Origin of the sequence: Lysobacter auxotrophicus, from assembly GCF_027924565.1 — a bacterium.
GTDB lineage: Bacteria > Pseudomonadota > Gammaproteobacteria > Xanthomonadales > Xanthomonadaceae > Lysobacter_J > Lysobacter_J auxotrophicus.
The window spans coordinates 1,048,547-1,062,103 of record NZ_AP027041.1; the positions used below are offsets into that span (position 1 = coordinate 1,048,547).

The window sequence follows — 13,557 nt, forward strand, 5'->3', positions numbered from 1 at the left end:
AATGACCGAAGTGCACAAGCGCTGGTACGTCGTCCACGCCTATTCGGGCTTCGAGAAGTCCGTGGCGCAGACCCTGCGCGACCGCATCGTCCGTGACGGCATGCAGGACAAGTTCGGCGAAGTGCTCGTCCCGACCGAAGAAGTGGTCGAGATGCGTTCCGGCCAGAAGCGCCGTTCCGAGCGCAAGTTCTTCCCGGGCTATGTCCTGGTCCAGATCGCGACCCATGACGAAGCGGGCATCCCGCGCATGGACAACGAGAGCTGGCACCTGGTGAAGGAAACCCCGAAGGTCATGGGTTTCATCGGCGGCACCGCCGATCGCCCGCTCCCGATCGCCGACCGTGAGGCCGATGCCATCCTGCAGCGCGTTCAGGAAGGCGTCGAAAAGCCGAAGCCGAAGGTGCTGTTCGAGCCGGGCGAGATGGTCCGCGTCATCGATGGCCCGTTCAACGACTTCAACGGCGTGGTCGAGGAAATCAATTACGAGAAGAGCCGCCTGCGCGTCGCGGTGCTGATCTTCGGCCGCTCGACCCCGGTCGAGCTGGAATTCGGTCAGGTCGAAAAGGCCTAAAACCCTGCTATACTTGCCGGCTCGCTGCCTGTGGCGCGGGCCGGAACGCCGGCCGCCCAAGGGCGGCCGTTGCCGTGTCAGCGGCACAGCCTATTCAACGTGATGTCGGGACACGTGATTTTCCCGGCGCGATGGGGAGCCTGCGGTCAAGGCGCTTGCACCCGGAGAGAGAGCAATGGCTAAGAAAGTAGTTGGTTACATCAAGCTGCAGGTGAAGGCCGGTCAGGCCAACCCCTCGCCGCCGGTCGGTCCGGCCCTCGGCCAGCGCGGCCTGAACATCATGGAGTTCTGCAAGGCCTTCAACGCCGCGACCTCCAAGCTTGAGCCGGGTCTTCCGACCCCGGTCATCATCACCGCGTACTCCGACCGTACGTTCACCTTCGTCACCAAGTCGACCCCGGCTTCGGTGCTGCTGAAGAAGGCCGTGGGCATCACCTCCGGCTCCAAGCGCCCGAACACCGAGAAGGTGGGCAAGGTCACCCGCGCCCAGCTGGAAGCCATCGCCAAGCAGAAGGAAGCCGATCTGACGGCGGCCGACCTGGATGCGGCGGTGAAGACGATTGCGGGTTCGGCCCGCAGCATGGGTCTGGTGGTGGAGGGTTAAGACATGGCAATGACCAAGCGCGAAAAGGCCATCAAGGCCGCAGTGGTTCCGGGCAAGGCCTACGCCTTCGACGAAGCCATCAAGATCGTCAAGACCGCCACCAAGGCCAAGTTCGTCGAGTCCGTCGACGTCGCCGTGCGCCTGGGCGTGGACGCGAAGAAGTCCGACCAGCAGGTCCGCGGTTCCACCGTCCTGCCGGCCGGTACCGGCAAGACCGTGCGCGTGGCGGTGTTCGCCCCGGCCGGTGCGAAGGCCGATGAGGCCCTCGCCGCTGGCGCCGAAGCCGTCGGCATGGACGACCTGGCCGAGAAGATGATGGCCGGCGACCTGAACTACGACGTCGTGATCGCCACGCCGGACGCCATGCGCGTCGTCGGTAAGCTGGGCCAGGTGCTCGGTCCGCGCGGCCTGATGCCGAACCCGAAGGTCGGCACCGTGTCGCCGAACCCGGCCGAGGCGGTGAAGAACGCCAAGGGCGGCCAGGTGCGCTACCGCACCGACAAGGCCGGCATCATCCACTGCACCATCGGCAAGGCCAGCTTCGAAGACGCCTCGCTGAAGGACAATCTGCACGCCCTGCTGCTCGACCTGATCAAGGCCAAGCCGGCGACGGCGAAGGGTCAATACCTGCAGAAGATCTCGATCAGCTCGACCATGGGTCCGGGCGTGACCGTTGACCAGGCTTCGCTGACCCTGAAGTAACGCGTTGGCGCGCTCGCGCATAGCGCGAGCGCCTTTGCCAATGCGTCAGCCCGGCGAAAGCCGGGATCCAGCGTCCCAAGGCTCCAACCAACGGGGCGCTGAAAAAGAATCAACCGTTCCCGACCCGCGCAGCGGAATCGACGAACGAAACTTTTGAGGGCGTCGCAACGACCACGGTCCGCGCGGCAGCCGTCAAAGACCGCAGGTGCGGTCTGCGCCTACCGGCGACGGGCAGGGATGCTCGACATGGCAGGGAATCGCCGTCGGTGGAAGCGGGACTGCTTAATCCGGACCCGTCCGGGTCGGCCTGCGTAGATGGTGCCTTCTGGAAATCATTCTGGATTGGCCACCACCGGGATGCTCGACATCCCCGGCGCCAGGGATCCGGTGCCGCCCAGGACCGCAAGCGGCTGGAGCCGCGAGCGGAGTTCATTTGGAGGAGTGCAATGGCTCTCAATCTGTCCCAGAAGCAAGAAGTAGTCGCCGAACTGGCGGAAGTCGCTTCGAAGGCGCACTCCTTGGTCGCTGCCGAGTACGCAGGCACCACGGTCAGCCAGATGACCGCGATGCGCAAGAAGGCTCGCGAGACCGGCGTGTTCTTGAAGGTTGTCAAGAACACCCTGGCCGCGCGTGCCGTCGAAGGTACCGAGTTCGAGTGCACGAAAGACGCGCTCGTCGGTCCGCTGCTGTATGCGTTCTCGTCGGAAGACCCCGGTGCTGCCGGGCGTCTGATCAAGGAATTCGCCAAGACCAACGACAAGCTGCAGGCGAAGGTCGTTTCCATCGACGGCAAGCTCTTTCCGGGCGCGCACGTCGAGTTCCTCGCTGCCCTGCCGACCCGCGAACAGGCCCTGGCCATGCTGGCCCGTGTCTTGGCCGAGCCGGTCACCATGTTCGGTCGCGCCGTCAAGGCGGTCGCCGACAAGCAGGGTGGTGGCGAAGAAGCAACTGCCGAGGCCGCAGCCGAGACGGCGTAACCGCCGCTCGTTGATGCGACTGAACCGATTCGTACGTTCAAATATTTCCAGAGGTTAACAACATGTCCCTTACCAACGAACAGATCGTCGACGCCGTTGCCGGCATGACCATCAGCCAGGTCATGGACCTGGTCAAGGCGATCGAAGACAAGTTCGGCGTCTCCGCCGCCGCTCCGGTTGCCGTGGCCGCTGGCCCGGCCGCTGCCGGCCCGGCCGTCGAAGAGCAGACCGAATTCAACGTCATCCTGAAGGAAGCCGGCGCGAAGAAGGTCGACGTCATCAAGGCCGTCCGCGCCATCACGGGCCTGGGCCTGAAGGAAGCGAAGGACCTCACCGAAGCCGGTGGCGTCGTGAAGGAAGGCGCTTCGAAGGAAGAAGCCGAGAAGTTCAAGAAGGAACTCGAGGCCGCTGGCGCGACCGTCGAGCTGAAGTAAGCAGTACCCGCGTCGCCAGCTCTTGACCGAGAGCGCAGTACCGGCGACCACCTGAAGGCTGGGGACGAAAGTCCCCGGCCTTTGGCCGTTCCAACGGGAGTAGGGAATCGGGAATAGAGAATCGTCGAAAAGTAACGAGCGTCGCCGCCAGCCTGACAAGGGCGGCAGCGGCCGGACTCGCCGCAACACGATTCCCCATTCCCGATTCCCTAGTCCCGGCAACAAAGAAAACCCAACCGAGTTGGTAGTTGGAAGCAGCACTAGAGGGCGTGCGGGTGCCGGCAATACCCGCGGCTTCCAACTGACAGTTCATTCCCCTGAAGGGGTCGCGATTCGAGACAACGGAAACGCCGCAAGCGAAACACGTCAGTCCGGTTGGAATGACATGGCCCGCAGGCACCGCGTTCTCCTCCTCGATCCGAACCTTCGATCCAGAGAAAACCGAGGCGGCAGCTCATCATGACCACGGCTTCCACGACGAATTATTCGTTCACCGAAAAGAAGCGCATCCGCAAGGACTTCGGCAAGCGCAAGTCGATCCTTGAAGTGCCCTTCCTGCTGGCCATCCAGGTCGATTCCTACCGCGAGTTCCTGCAGGAACACACCGATCCGGCCAAGCGTGCCGATCGCGGTCTCCACGCCGCGCTGAAGTCGGTGTTCCCGATCGTCAGTTACAGCGGCAACGCTGCGCTGGAATATGTCGGCTACAAGCTCGGCGAACCCCCGTTCGACGAGCGCGAGTGCCGCAACCGCGGCCTCTCCTACGGCGCGCCGCTGCGCGTGACCGTGCGCCTGGTGATCTACGACCGCGAGTCGTCGACCAAGGCCATCAAGTACGTGAAGGAGCAGGAGGTCTACATGGGCGAGATCCCGCTCATGACCGAGAACGGCACCTTCATCGTTAACGGCACCGAGCGCGTCATCGTCTCGCAGCTGCACCGTTCGCCGGGCGTGTTCTTCGACCACGACCGCGGCAAGACGCACAGCTCGGGCAAGCTGCTGTACAGCGCCCGCATCATTCCTTACCGCGGCTCGTGGCTGGACTTCGAGTTCGACCCGAAGGACGCGCTGTTCACCCGTATCGACCGTCGCCGCAAGTTGCCGGTGACCGTGCTGCTGCGCGCGCTCGGTTACAACAACGAAGAAATGCTGCGTGAGTTCTTCGAGATCAACACCTTCCACGTCGATCCGAACGAAGGCGTGCAGCTGGAGCTCGTGCCGGAGCGCCTGCGTGGCGAAACGCTGAACTTCGATCTGTCCGATGGCGAGAAGGTCATCGTCGAAGCCGGCCGCCGCATCACCGCGCGCCACGTCAAGCAGCTGGAACAGTCGGGCATCTCCGCCCTGGCCGTGCCGGACGAATACCTCGTGGGCCGCATCCTGGCCAGCGACGTCGTCGACACGAAGTCCGGTGAGCTGCTGGCGACCGCCAACGACGAGATCACCGAAGACCATCTGGCTGCGTTCCGCAAGGCCGGCATCGAGTCGGTCGGCACGCTGTGGGTGAACGACCTGGATCGCGGTGCGTACCTGTCGCACACCCTGCGCATCGACGCGACCAAGACGCAGCTGGAAGCGCTGGTCGAGATCTATCGCATGATGCGTCCGGGCGAGCCGCCGACCAAGGACGCCGCGCAGAACCTGTTCCACAACCTGTTCTTCACCTTCGAGCGCTACGACCTCTCGGCCGTGGGCCGCATGAAGTTCAACCGTCGCCTCGGCCGCAAGGAAACCGAAGGCGCGTCGGTGCTGTACGACGCCAAGTACTTCGCCGAGCGCAAGGACGAAGAGTCCGTCCGCCTGCGCGGCGAGTGCGGCCAGACGTCGGACATCCTCGACGTCATCCGCGTGCTGACCGAGATCCGCAACGGTCGCGGCACCGTGGACGACATCGACCACCTGGGCAACCGTCGCGTGCGTTCGGTCGGCGAAATGGCCGAGAACGTGTTCCGCGTCGGCCTGGTCCGCGTCGAGCGCGCCGTGAAGGAACGCCTGTCGATGGCGGAGTCCGAAGGCCTGACGCCGCAGGAGCTCATCAACGCCAAGCCGGTGGCCGCCGCGATCAAGGAGTTCTTCGGCTCCTCGCAGCTGTCGCAGTTCATGGACCAGAACAACCCGCTGTCGGAAGTCACGCACAAGCGTCGCGTGTCGGCCCTCGGCCCGGGCGGCCTGACCCGTGAGCGCGCCGGCTTCGAAGTGCGCGACGTGCATCCGACCCATTACGGCCGCGTCTGCACCATCGAGACGCCGGAAGGCCCGAACATCGGCCTGATCAACTCGCTGGCCGTGTTCGCGCGCACCAACAAGTACGGCTTCCTCGAGACGCCGTACCGCAAGGTCGTGGACGGCCGCGTGACCGACGACGTCGAGTACCTGTCGGCGATCGAAGAGAACGAGTACGTCATCGCCCAGGCGAACGCGCCGCAGGACGAGAAGGGCACGATCACCGCCCAGTTCGTCGCGTGCCGTTACCAGGGCGAGTCGATGCTGCGTCCGCCGAGCGAAATCCACTTCATGGACGTCTCGCCGATGCAGACCGTGTCGGTCGCGGCGGCGCTCGTGCCGTTCCTCGAGCACGACGACGCGAACCGCGCACTGATGGGCGCGAACATGCAGCGCCAGGCCGTGCCGACGCTGCGTGCGCAGAAGCCGCTGGTCGGTACCGGCATCGAGCGCGCCGTGGCGCGCGACTCGGGCGTGACGGTGAACGCGCGCCGCGGTGGCGTGATCGAGCAGATCGACGCCGGCCGCATCGTGGTGAAGGTGAACGAGTCGGAGATCGTTGGTGAGACCGACGCCGGCGTCGACATCTACACGCTGATCAAGTACACGCGTTCGAACCAGAACACCTGCATCAACCAGCGTCCGCTGGTGAACGTGGGCGACGTGGTCGCGCGCGGCGACGTGCTGGCCGACGGTCCCTCGACGGACATCGGCGAACTCGCGCTGGGCCAGAACATGCTGGTCGCGTTCATGCCGTGGAACGGCTACAACTTCGAAGACTCGATCCTGCTCTCCGAGCGCGTGGTCGAGCAGGATCGCTACACCACGATCCACATCGAAGAGCTGACCTGCGTCGCGCGCGACACCAAGCTGGGTCCGGAGGAAATCTCCGCCGACATCCCGAACGTCTCCGAGCAGGCGCTGAACCGCCTCGACGAGTCGGGCGTGGTGTACATCGGCGCGGAAGTGCGTGCGGGCGACATCCTCGTCGGCAAGGTCACGCCGAAGGGCGAGAGCCAGCTGACGCCGGAAGAGAAGCTGCTGCGCGCGATCTTCGGCGAGAAGGCGTCCGACGTTAAGGACAGCTCGCTGCGCGTGCCGCCGGGCATGGACGGCACCGTCATCGACGTGCAGGTCTTCACCCGCGACGGCATCGAGAAGGACAAGCGCGCCCGCCAGATCGAGGAATCGGAAATCCGTCGCGTCAAGAAGGACTTCGACGACCAGTTCCGCATCCTCGAGGCCGCGATCTACGACCGCCTGCGTTCGCAGCTGGTCGGCAAGGTCGCCAACGGCGGCGGTGGCCTGAAGAAGGGCGACACCGTCACCTCGCTGGTGCTCGATGGCCTGTCCCGCAAGGACTGGTTCACGCTGCGCATGAAGGACGACGAAGCCGTCGAGGCGATCGAGCGCGCGCAGAAGCAGATCGAAGTGCACAAGGCGGAGTTCGAGAAGCGCTTCGCCGACAAGCGCGGCAAGATCACCCAGGGCGACGACCTCGCACCGGGCGTGCTGAAGATGGTGAAGGTGTTCCTCGCGGTGAAGCGCCGCATCCAGCCGGGCGACAAGATGGCCGGCCGCCACGGCAACAAGGGTGTCGTGTCGACCATCGTGCCGGTGCAGGACATGCCGTATGCGGCCGACGGCCAGACCGTCGACATCGTCCTGAACCCGCTGGGCGTGCCGTCGCGTATGAACATCGGCCAGATCCTCGAAGTGCATCTTGGCTGGGCCGCCAAGGGCCTGGGCCAGAAGATCCAGCGCATGCTGGAAGCACAGCAGGCGATCGGCGAGCTTCGCAAGTTCCTCAACGACATCTACAACCACGACAACTCCGTCGTGGGTGAGCGCGTCGACCTGACGCAGTTCACGGACGAGGAACTGCTGCGCCTGGCGAAGAACCTCACCGATGGCGTGCCGATGGCGACGCCGGTGTTCGACGGTGCGGCCGAGTCGGAGATCAAGCGCATGCTGGAACTGGCGGACCTTCCGTCCAGCGGCCAGACGGAACTCTTCGACGGTCGTACCGGCGAAGCGTTCGAGCGCAAGGTCACCGTCGGCTACATGCACATGCTGAAGCTGAACCACCTGGTCGACGACAAGATGCACGCGCGTTCGACCGGTCCGTACTCGCTCGTCACCCAGCAGCCGCTGGGCGGCAAGGCGCAGTTCGGCGGCCAGCGTTTCGGCGAAATGGAAGTCTGGGCGCTGGAAGCCTACGGCGCGGCCTACACCCTGCAGGAAATGCTGACGGTGAAGTCCGACGACGTGCAGGGCCGCAACCAGATGTACAAGAACATCGTCGACGGCGAGTACGAGATGGTGGCCGGCATGCCGGAGTCCTTCAACGTTCTGGTGAAGGAAATCCGCTCGCTCGCGATCAACATGGAGCTGGAAGAGAACTGATCGGGTTGCGGGAAGCGCCGCGGAACGCGCGCTTCCCGCTGCATTGACTCAGCGATTTACGGCCCATCGACGAATTCCTCCGATTGGAGAAAAACATGAAAGACCTGCTCAACCTCTTCAACCAGCAGCGCGCGGCGATCGACTTCGACGCCATCAAGATCGCGCTGGCCTCGCCGGACCTGATCCGTTCCTGGTCCTACGGCGAAGTGAAGAAGCCGGAAACCATCAACTACCGCACCTTCAAGCCCGAGCGCGACGGCCTGTTCTGCGCCGCGATCTTCGGTCCGATCAAGGACTACGAGTGCCTGTGCGGCAAGTACAAGCGCATGAAGCACCGCGGCGTGGTGTGCGAGAAGTGCGGCACGGAAGTGACGCTGGCCAAGGTGCGCCGCGAGCGCATGGGCCACATCGACCTGGCCTCGCCGGTCGCGCACATCTGGTTCCTGAAGTCGCTCCCGTCGCGCATCGGCCTGATGCTCGACATGACGCTGCGCGACATCGAACGCATCCTGTACTTCGAAGCCTACGTGGTGACGGAGCCGGGCCTGACCGCGCTCGAGCGCGGCACGCTGCTCACCGAAGAGCAGTTCCTGCAGGCGCGCCAGGAGCACGGCGACGACTTCGAAGCGTCGATGGGCGCCGAGGCCGTCTATGAGCTGCTGCGCACGATCGACCTGCAGTCGGAAATGGTCACGCTGAAGGAAGAGATCGCCGCGACCAACAGCGAAACCAAGCTCAAGCGCCTCACCAAGCGCATCAAGCTGGTCGAAGCCTTCCTCGAATCCGGCAACCGTCCGGAGTGGATGGTCATGACCGTGCTGCCGGTGCTGCCGCCGGACCTGCGTCCGCTGGTGCCGCTGGACGGTGGCCGCTTCGCGACCTCCGATCTCAACGACCTGTACCGCCGCGTCATCAACCGCAATAACCGCCTGCGCCGCCTGCTCGAACTCAACGCGCCCGACATCATCGTGCGCAACGAGAAGCGCATGCTGCAGGAGTCGGTCGACGCGCTGATGGACAACGGCCGTCGTGGCCGTGCCATCACCGGCACCAACAAGCGCCCGCTCAAGTCGCTCGCCGACATGATCAAGGGCAAGCAGGGTCGCTTCCGCCAGAACCTGCTCGGCAAGCGCGTGGACTACTCGGGCCGTTCGGTCATCGTGGTCGGTCCGACCCTGCGCCTGCACGAATGCGGCCTGCCGAAGAAGATGGCGCTGGAGCTGTTCAAGCCCTTCATCTTCGCCAAGCTGCAGCGCCGTGGTCTCGCCACGACCATCAAGGCCGCCAAGAAGCTCGTCGAGCGCGAAGAGGCCGAGGTGTGGGACATCCTGGAAGAGGTGATCCGCGAGCATCCGGTCCTGCTGAACCGCGCGCCGACGCTGCACCGCCTGGGCATCCAGGCGTTCGAGCCGGTGCTGATCGAAGGCAAGGCGATCCAGCTGCATCCGCTGGTCTGCACCGCGTTCAACGCGGACTTCGACGGCGACCAGATGGCCGTGCACGTGCCGCTCTCGCTGGAAGCCCAGCTCGAAGCGCGCGCGCTGATGATGGCGTCGAACAACATCCTGTCGCCGGCGAACGGCGAGCCGATCATCGTGCCGTCGCAGGACGTCGTGCTCGGCCTGTACTACATGACCCGCGCCCTGGAGAACAAGGCGGGCGAGGGCATGGCGTTCGCCAACGTCGCCGAAGTGAAGCGCGCGTACGACAACCGCGTCGTGCAGCTGCACGCCAAGTGCAAGGTGCGCATCACCGAGACGGTGAAGAACGAGGACGGCACCAGCGAGCAGAAGACCTCGATCGTCGACACGACCGTGGGTCGCGCCCTGCTGCGTGAGATCCTGCCCGAAGGCCTGCCGTTCGCGCTGGCCAATGTCGAGCTGACCAAGAAGAACATCAGCCGCCTGATCAACTCGTGCTACCGCATGCTCGGCCTGAAGGACACGGTCGTGTTCGCCGACAAGCTGATGTACACCGGCTTCGGCTACGCCACGCGTGCCGGTGTGTCCATCGGCATCGACGACATGCTGATCCCGGTCGAGAAGAAGGGCATCCTGGACGAGGCCGAAGCCGAGGTCCTGGAAATCCAGGAGCAGTACCAGTCGGGCCTGGTCACCGCCGGCGAGCGCTATAACAAGGTCGTCGACATCTGGTCGCGCACGAACGAGCGCGTGGCCAAGGCGATGATGGACGCGATCGGCACCGAGAAGGTGCAGAACGCGAAGGGTGAGACCATCGACCAGAAGTCGATGAACTCGATCTACATCATGGCCGACTCCGGCGCGCGTGGTTCGCAGGCGCAGATCCGTCAGCTGGCCGGTATGCGCGGCCTGATGGCCAAGCCGGACGGCTCGATCATCGAGACGCCGATCACCGCGAACTTCCGCGAAGGCCTGAACGTCCTCCAGTACTTCATCTCGACCCACGGCGCCCGTAAGGGTCTGGCCGATACCGCGCTGAAGACGGCGAACTCGGGTTACCTGACCCGTCGCCTCGTCGACGTCGCGCAGGACGTGGTGATCACCGAGACCGATTGCGGCACGTTCGAAGGCCTCACCATGACCCCGATCGTCGAAGGCGGCGACGTGGTCGAGCCGCTGCGCGATCGCGTGCTGGGTCGCGTCGTGGCCGAGGACGTGTTCCTGCCGGGCAACGACGAGGAACCGATCGTCACGCGTAACACCCTGCTCGACGAAGCGTGGGTGCAGAAGCTCGAGGACGCCAGCGTCCAGTCGATCAAGGTGCGTTCGACCATCACCTGCTCCAGCTCGTTCGGCGTGTGCTCGCACTGCTACGGTCGCGACCTGGGTCGCGGTCACCTGGTGAACCACGGCGAAGCGGTCGGCGTCGTCGCCGCGCAGTCGATCGGCGAGCCGGGTACGCAGCTGACGATGCGTACGTTCCACATCGGTGGTGCGGCGTCGCGTGCGGCGGCCATCGACAACGTGACGGTCAAGACCACCGGTACGATCAAGTTCAACAACCTCAAGCACGTCGAGCACGCCAGCGGCAACCTGGTGGCGGTCTCGCGTTCGGGCGAACTGTCGGTGCTCGACGGCCACGGCCGCGAGCGCGAGCGCTACAAGCTGCCGTACGGCGCGACCGTCAACGTGAAGGATGGCGCGGAGATCAAGGCGGGCCAGACGGTCGCCAACTGGGATCCGCATAACCACCCGATCGTGTCGGAAGTGGCCGGCTTCGTGCGCTTCATCGACTTCGTCGACGGCGTCACCGTCATCGAGAAGACCGACGAACTGACCGGCCTGGCCTCGCGCGAGATCACCGATCCGAAGCGTCGCGGCTCGCAGGGCAAGGACCTGCGTCCGATCGTCCGCATCGTCGACAAGAACGGCAAGGACCTGAGCATCCCGGGTACCGACCTGCCGGCGCAGTACCTGCTGCCGCCGCGCTCGATCGTGAACCTGCAGGACGGCGCGCCGGTGGGCGTGGGTGACGTGGTCGCCAAGATCCCGCAGGAGGCGTCGAAGACCCGCGACATCACCGGTGGTCTGCCGCGCGTGGCCGACCTGTTCGAAGCCCGCAAGCCGAAGGATCCGGCGGTGCTGGCCGAGCGTTCGGGCATCGTGTCGTTCGGTAAGGACACGAAGGGCAAGCAGCGCCTGATCATCAAGGACACCGACGGAAACGAGCACGAAGAGCTCATCCCGAAGTACCGCCAGATCATCGTGTTCGAAGGCGAGCACGTGGAGAAGGGCGAGACCGTGGTGGACGGCGAGCCGAGCCCGCAGGACATCCTGCGTCTGCTGGGTGTCGAACCGCTGGCCGTGTACCTGACCAAGGAAATCCAGGACGTCTACCGCCTGCAGGGCGTGAAGATCAACGACAAGCACATCGAGGTGATCGTTCGCCAGATGCTGCGCAAGGTCGAGATCACCGACCAGGGCGACAGCAAGTTCCTCAATGGCGAGCAGGTCGAGCGTCAGCGCATGATCGAGGAGAACGCACGTCTGGCCGCCCGCGGCGAGATCGTGGCCGGCTTCGAGCCGGTGCTGCTCGGCATCACCAAGGCGTCGCTGGCGACCGAGTCGTTCATCTCGGCGGCTTCCTTCCAGGAGACCACCCGCGTGCTGACCGAGGCCGCCGTGCGCGGTACCCGCGACAGCCTGCGTGGCCTGAAGGAGAACGTGATCGTGGGTCGTCTGATCCCGGCCGGTACGGGTCTTGCGTACCACACCCAGCGCCGTCGCGGCGCCACGGGCCTGACGGAATCGGAGCTGGAGGCGCTCGCGTCCCCGGTGACGACCGCCGAGCCCGCGGCCGAAACCGCCGACGTCCAGGGCGAAGAGTCCAGCGCGTCGTAAGAAGTGGCTGCCGGGCGGGTTCCCACCCGCCCGGTTTGCCGGTACAATTCCGGCGCTTTCGCGGACCCTCGTGGTCCGCCCAGATCACGAAATGAGGTCGCAACGGATGCGCCTCGTGTTCGGCCCAGGAAGGGCGGGATCGCAGTGAGGCCCGTTGCCGTGCGCCGCCTGAAGGTGGCCGGGTAGGGCATCCGGTTTAGTCCGCGTTGACGGTAACGTCAGGCGCGGGCTATACTTTTTCGTCTCGGTATGCCGGGTTGTTCCGGCGTGCCGTTTGTGTTTTTCCACGTAGGCCCGACGGCCTTCCTCAAAGAGTTCCAGATGGCGACGATCAATCAGCTGGTCCGCAAGCCGCGGCAGGCGACCACCTACAAGAGTGCCTCGCCGGCGCTCGCGAACTGCCCGCAGCGTCGTGGCGTTTGCACCCGCGTGTACACCACCACCCCGAAGAAGCCGAACTCGGCGCTGCGCAAGGTGGCCAAGGTGCGCCTGACCAACGGTTACGAGGTCATCTCGTACATCGGCGGCGAAGGCCACAACCTGCAGGAGCACTCGGTCGTGCTGATCCGCGGCGGTCGCGTCAAGGACCTGCCGGGTGTGCGTTACCACACCGTGCGCGGTTCGCTGGACGCCGCCGGCGTCACCAAGCGTCGCCAGAGCCGCTCCAAGTACGGCGCCAAGCGTCCGAAGTCCTAATCCGGTCGGTCGCTACAACGGCCCTTCGTACAAGAATTCAAGAATAGGTACGCACCATGTCGCGTAAAGGTTCCACCCCCCAGCGTTCGGTCCTGCCGGACCCCAAGCACGGCAGCGAGACGATCGCCCGTTTCATCAACATGGTCATGCAGAGCGGCAAGAAGTCGGTCGCCGAGAAGATCGTCTACGGCGCGATGGATGTCATCGGCGAGAAGAACCCGAACGCCCTCGAGCTCGTCGAGAAGGCACTGGGCAACGTGTCGCCGGCTGTCGAAGTGAAGTCGCGTCGCGTCGGCGGCGCCACGTACCAGGTGCCGGTCGAAGTGCGCGCCTCGCGCCGTATGGCACTGGCGATGCGCTGGCTGATCGAGTCGGCCCGCAAGCGCGGTGAAAACACCATGCCGCGCAAGCTCGCGGCGGAACTGCTGGACGCCTCGGAAAACCGTGGCGGCGCCATCAAGAAGCGCGAAGAAACCCACCGCATGGCGGAAGCGAACAAGGCGTTCGCTCACTACCGCTGGTGATCTGAGCGAGGCGACCCCATATCGGGGTCGCCGGCCCCGGCAGCCTGCTGAGCTGCCGCGGCGGCACAAGAGCCGCCATGCGAACCGGACGCCGGCCC

At 65.0% G+C, this 13,557-nt stretch carries 9 protein-coding genes; all 9 read left to right on the forward strand.

Going from position 1 to position 13,557, the window contains the following annotated elements; all coding sequences use genetic code 11:
• The first annotated feature begins 1 nt into the window (after position 1).
• The gene (gene nusG, locus LA521A_RS04735) at positions 2-571 is read left to right on the forward strand and encodes a transcription termination/antitermination protein NusG (RefSeq protein ID WP_115843897.1); all 570 of its coding nucleotides are present in this window, start codon (positions 2-4) and stop codon (positions 569-571) included.
• A 175-nt stretch (positions 572-746) separates the two neighbouring features.
• A complete protein-coding gene (rplK, locus tag LA521A_RS04740) occupies positions 747-1,175 on the forward strand; it encodes a 50S ribosomal protein L11 (protein WP_115843895.1) in 429 nt (142 codons plus the stop codon).
• Positions 1,176-1,178: 3 nt separating this feature from the next.
• A complete protein-coding gene (rplA, locus tag LA521A_RS04745; RefSeq protein WP_281781201.1) occupies positions 1,179-1,877 on the forward strand; it encodes a 50S ribosomal protein L1 in 699 nt (232 codons plus the stop codon).
• A 446-nt stretch (positions 1,878-2,323) separates the two neighbouring features.
• Positions 2,324-2,854 (forward strand): 50S ribosomal protein L10, encoded by a 531-nt coding sequence (gene rplJ / locus LA521A_RS04750; RefSeq protein ID WP_281781202.1) that lies wholly within the window; start codon positions 2,324-2,326, stop codon positions 2,852-2,854.
• A gap of 62 nt (positions 2,855-2,916) precedes the next feature.
• On the forward strand, positions 2,917-3,288 hold the full coding sequence (gene rplL, locus LA521A_RS04755) for a 50S ribosomal protein L7/L12 (RefSeq protein WP_281781203.1): 372 nt from the start codon (positions 2,917-2,919) through the stop codon (positions 3,286-3,288).
• 459 nt (positions 3,289-3,747) lie between these two features.
• The gene (gene rpoB, locus LA521A_RS04760) at positions 3,748-7,917 is read left to right on the forward strand and encodes a DNA-directed RNA polymerase subunit beta (RefSeq protein ID WP_281781204.1); all 4,170 of its coding nucleotides are present in this window, start codon (positions 3,748-3,750) and stop codon (positions 7,915-7,917) included.
• A gap of 95 nt (positions 7,918-8,012) precedes the next feature.
• Positions 8,013-12,239 carry a DNA-directed RNA polymerase subunit beta' gene (rpoC, locus tag LA521A_RS04765; protein WP_281781205.1) on the forward strand — a complete coding sequence of 1,409 codons (4,227 nt, stop codon included), beginning with the start codon at positions 8,013-8,015 and terminating at the stop codon, positions 12,237-12,239.
• A gap of 321 nt (positions 12,240-12,560) precedes the next feature.
• Positions 12,561-12,935, forward strand: a complete 375-nt coding sequence (rpsL, locus tag LA521A_RS04770; RefSeq protein ID WP_115843883.1) for a 30S ribosomal protein S12 — start codon at positions 12,561-12,563, stop codon at positions 12,933-12,935.
• A 56-nt stretch (positions 12,936-12,991) separates the two neighbouring features.
• Positions 12,992-13,459: a 30S ribosomal protein S7 gene (gene rpsG / locus LA521A_RS04775; protein ID WP_281781206.1), complete on the forward strand. Its 468-nt coding sequence runs from the start codon at positions 12,992-12,994 to the stop codon at positions 13,457-13,459.
• Positions 13,460-13,557 lie beyond the last annotated feature (98 nt).

What these genes read in the sequence shown, in the direction of transcription:
- rpoC (WP_281781205.1), top strand. Translation starts at nt 8,013, where the DNA reads ATGAAAGACCTGCTCAACCTCTTCAACCAGCAGCGCGCGGCGATCGAC.
- rplJ (WP_281781202.1), top strand. Translation starts at nt 2,324, where the DNA reads ATGGCTCTCAATCTGTCCCAGAAGCAAGAAGTAGTCGCCGAACTGGCG.
- rpoB (WP_281781204.1), top strand. Translation starts at nt 3,748, where the DNA reads ATGACCACGGCTTCCACGACGAATTATTCGTTCACCGAAAAGAAGCGC.
- nusG (WP_115843897.1), top strand. Translation starts at nt 2, where the DNA reads ATGACCGAAGTGCACAAGCGCTGGTACGTCGTCCACGCCTATTCGGGC.
- rpsG (WP_281781206.1), top strand. Translation starts at nt 12,992, where the DNA reads ATGTCGCGTAAAGGTTCCACCCCCCAGCGTTCGGTCCTGCCGGACCCC.
- rplA (WP_281781201.1), top strand. Translation starts at nt 1,179, where the DNA reads ATGGCAATGACCAAGCGCGAAAAGGCCATCAAGGCCGCAGTGGTTCCG.
- rplK (WP_115843895.1), top strand. Translation starts at nt 747, where the DNA reads ATGGCTAAGAAAGTAGTTGGTTACATCAAGCTGCAGGTGAAGGCCGGT.
- rplL (WP_281781203.1), top strand. Translation starts at nt 2,917, where the DNA reads ATGTCCCTTACCAACGAACAGATCGTCGACGCCGTTGCCGGCATGACC.
- rpsL (WP_115843883.1), top strand. Translation starts at nt 12,561, where the DNA reads ATGGCGACGATCAATCAGCTGGTCCGCAAGCCGCGGCAGGCGACCACC.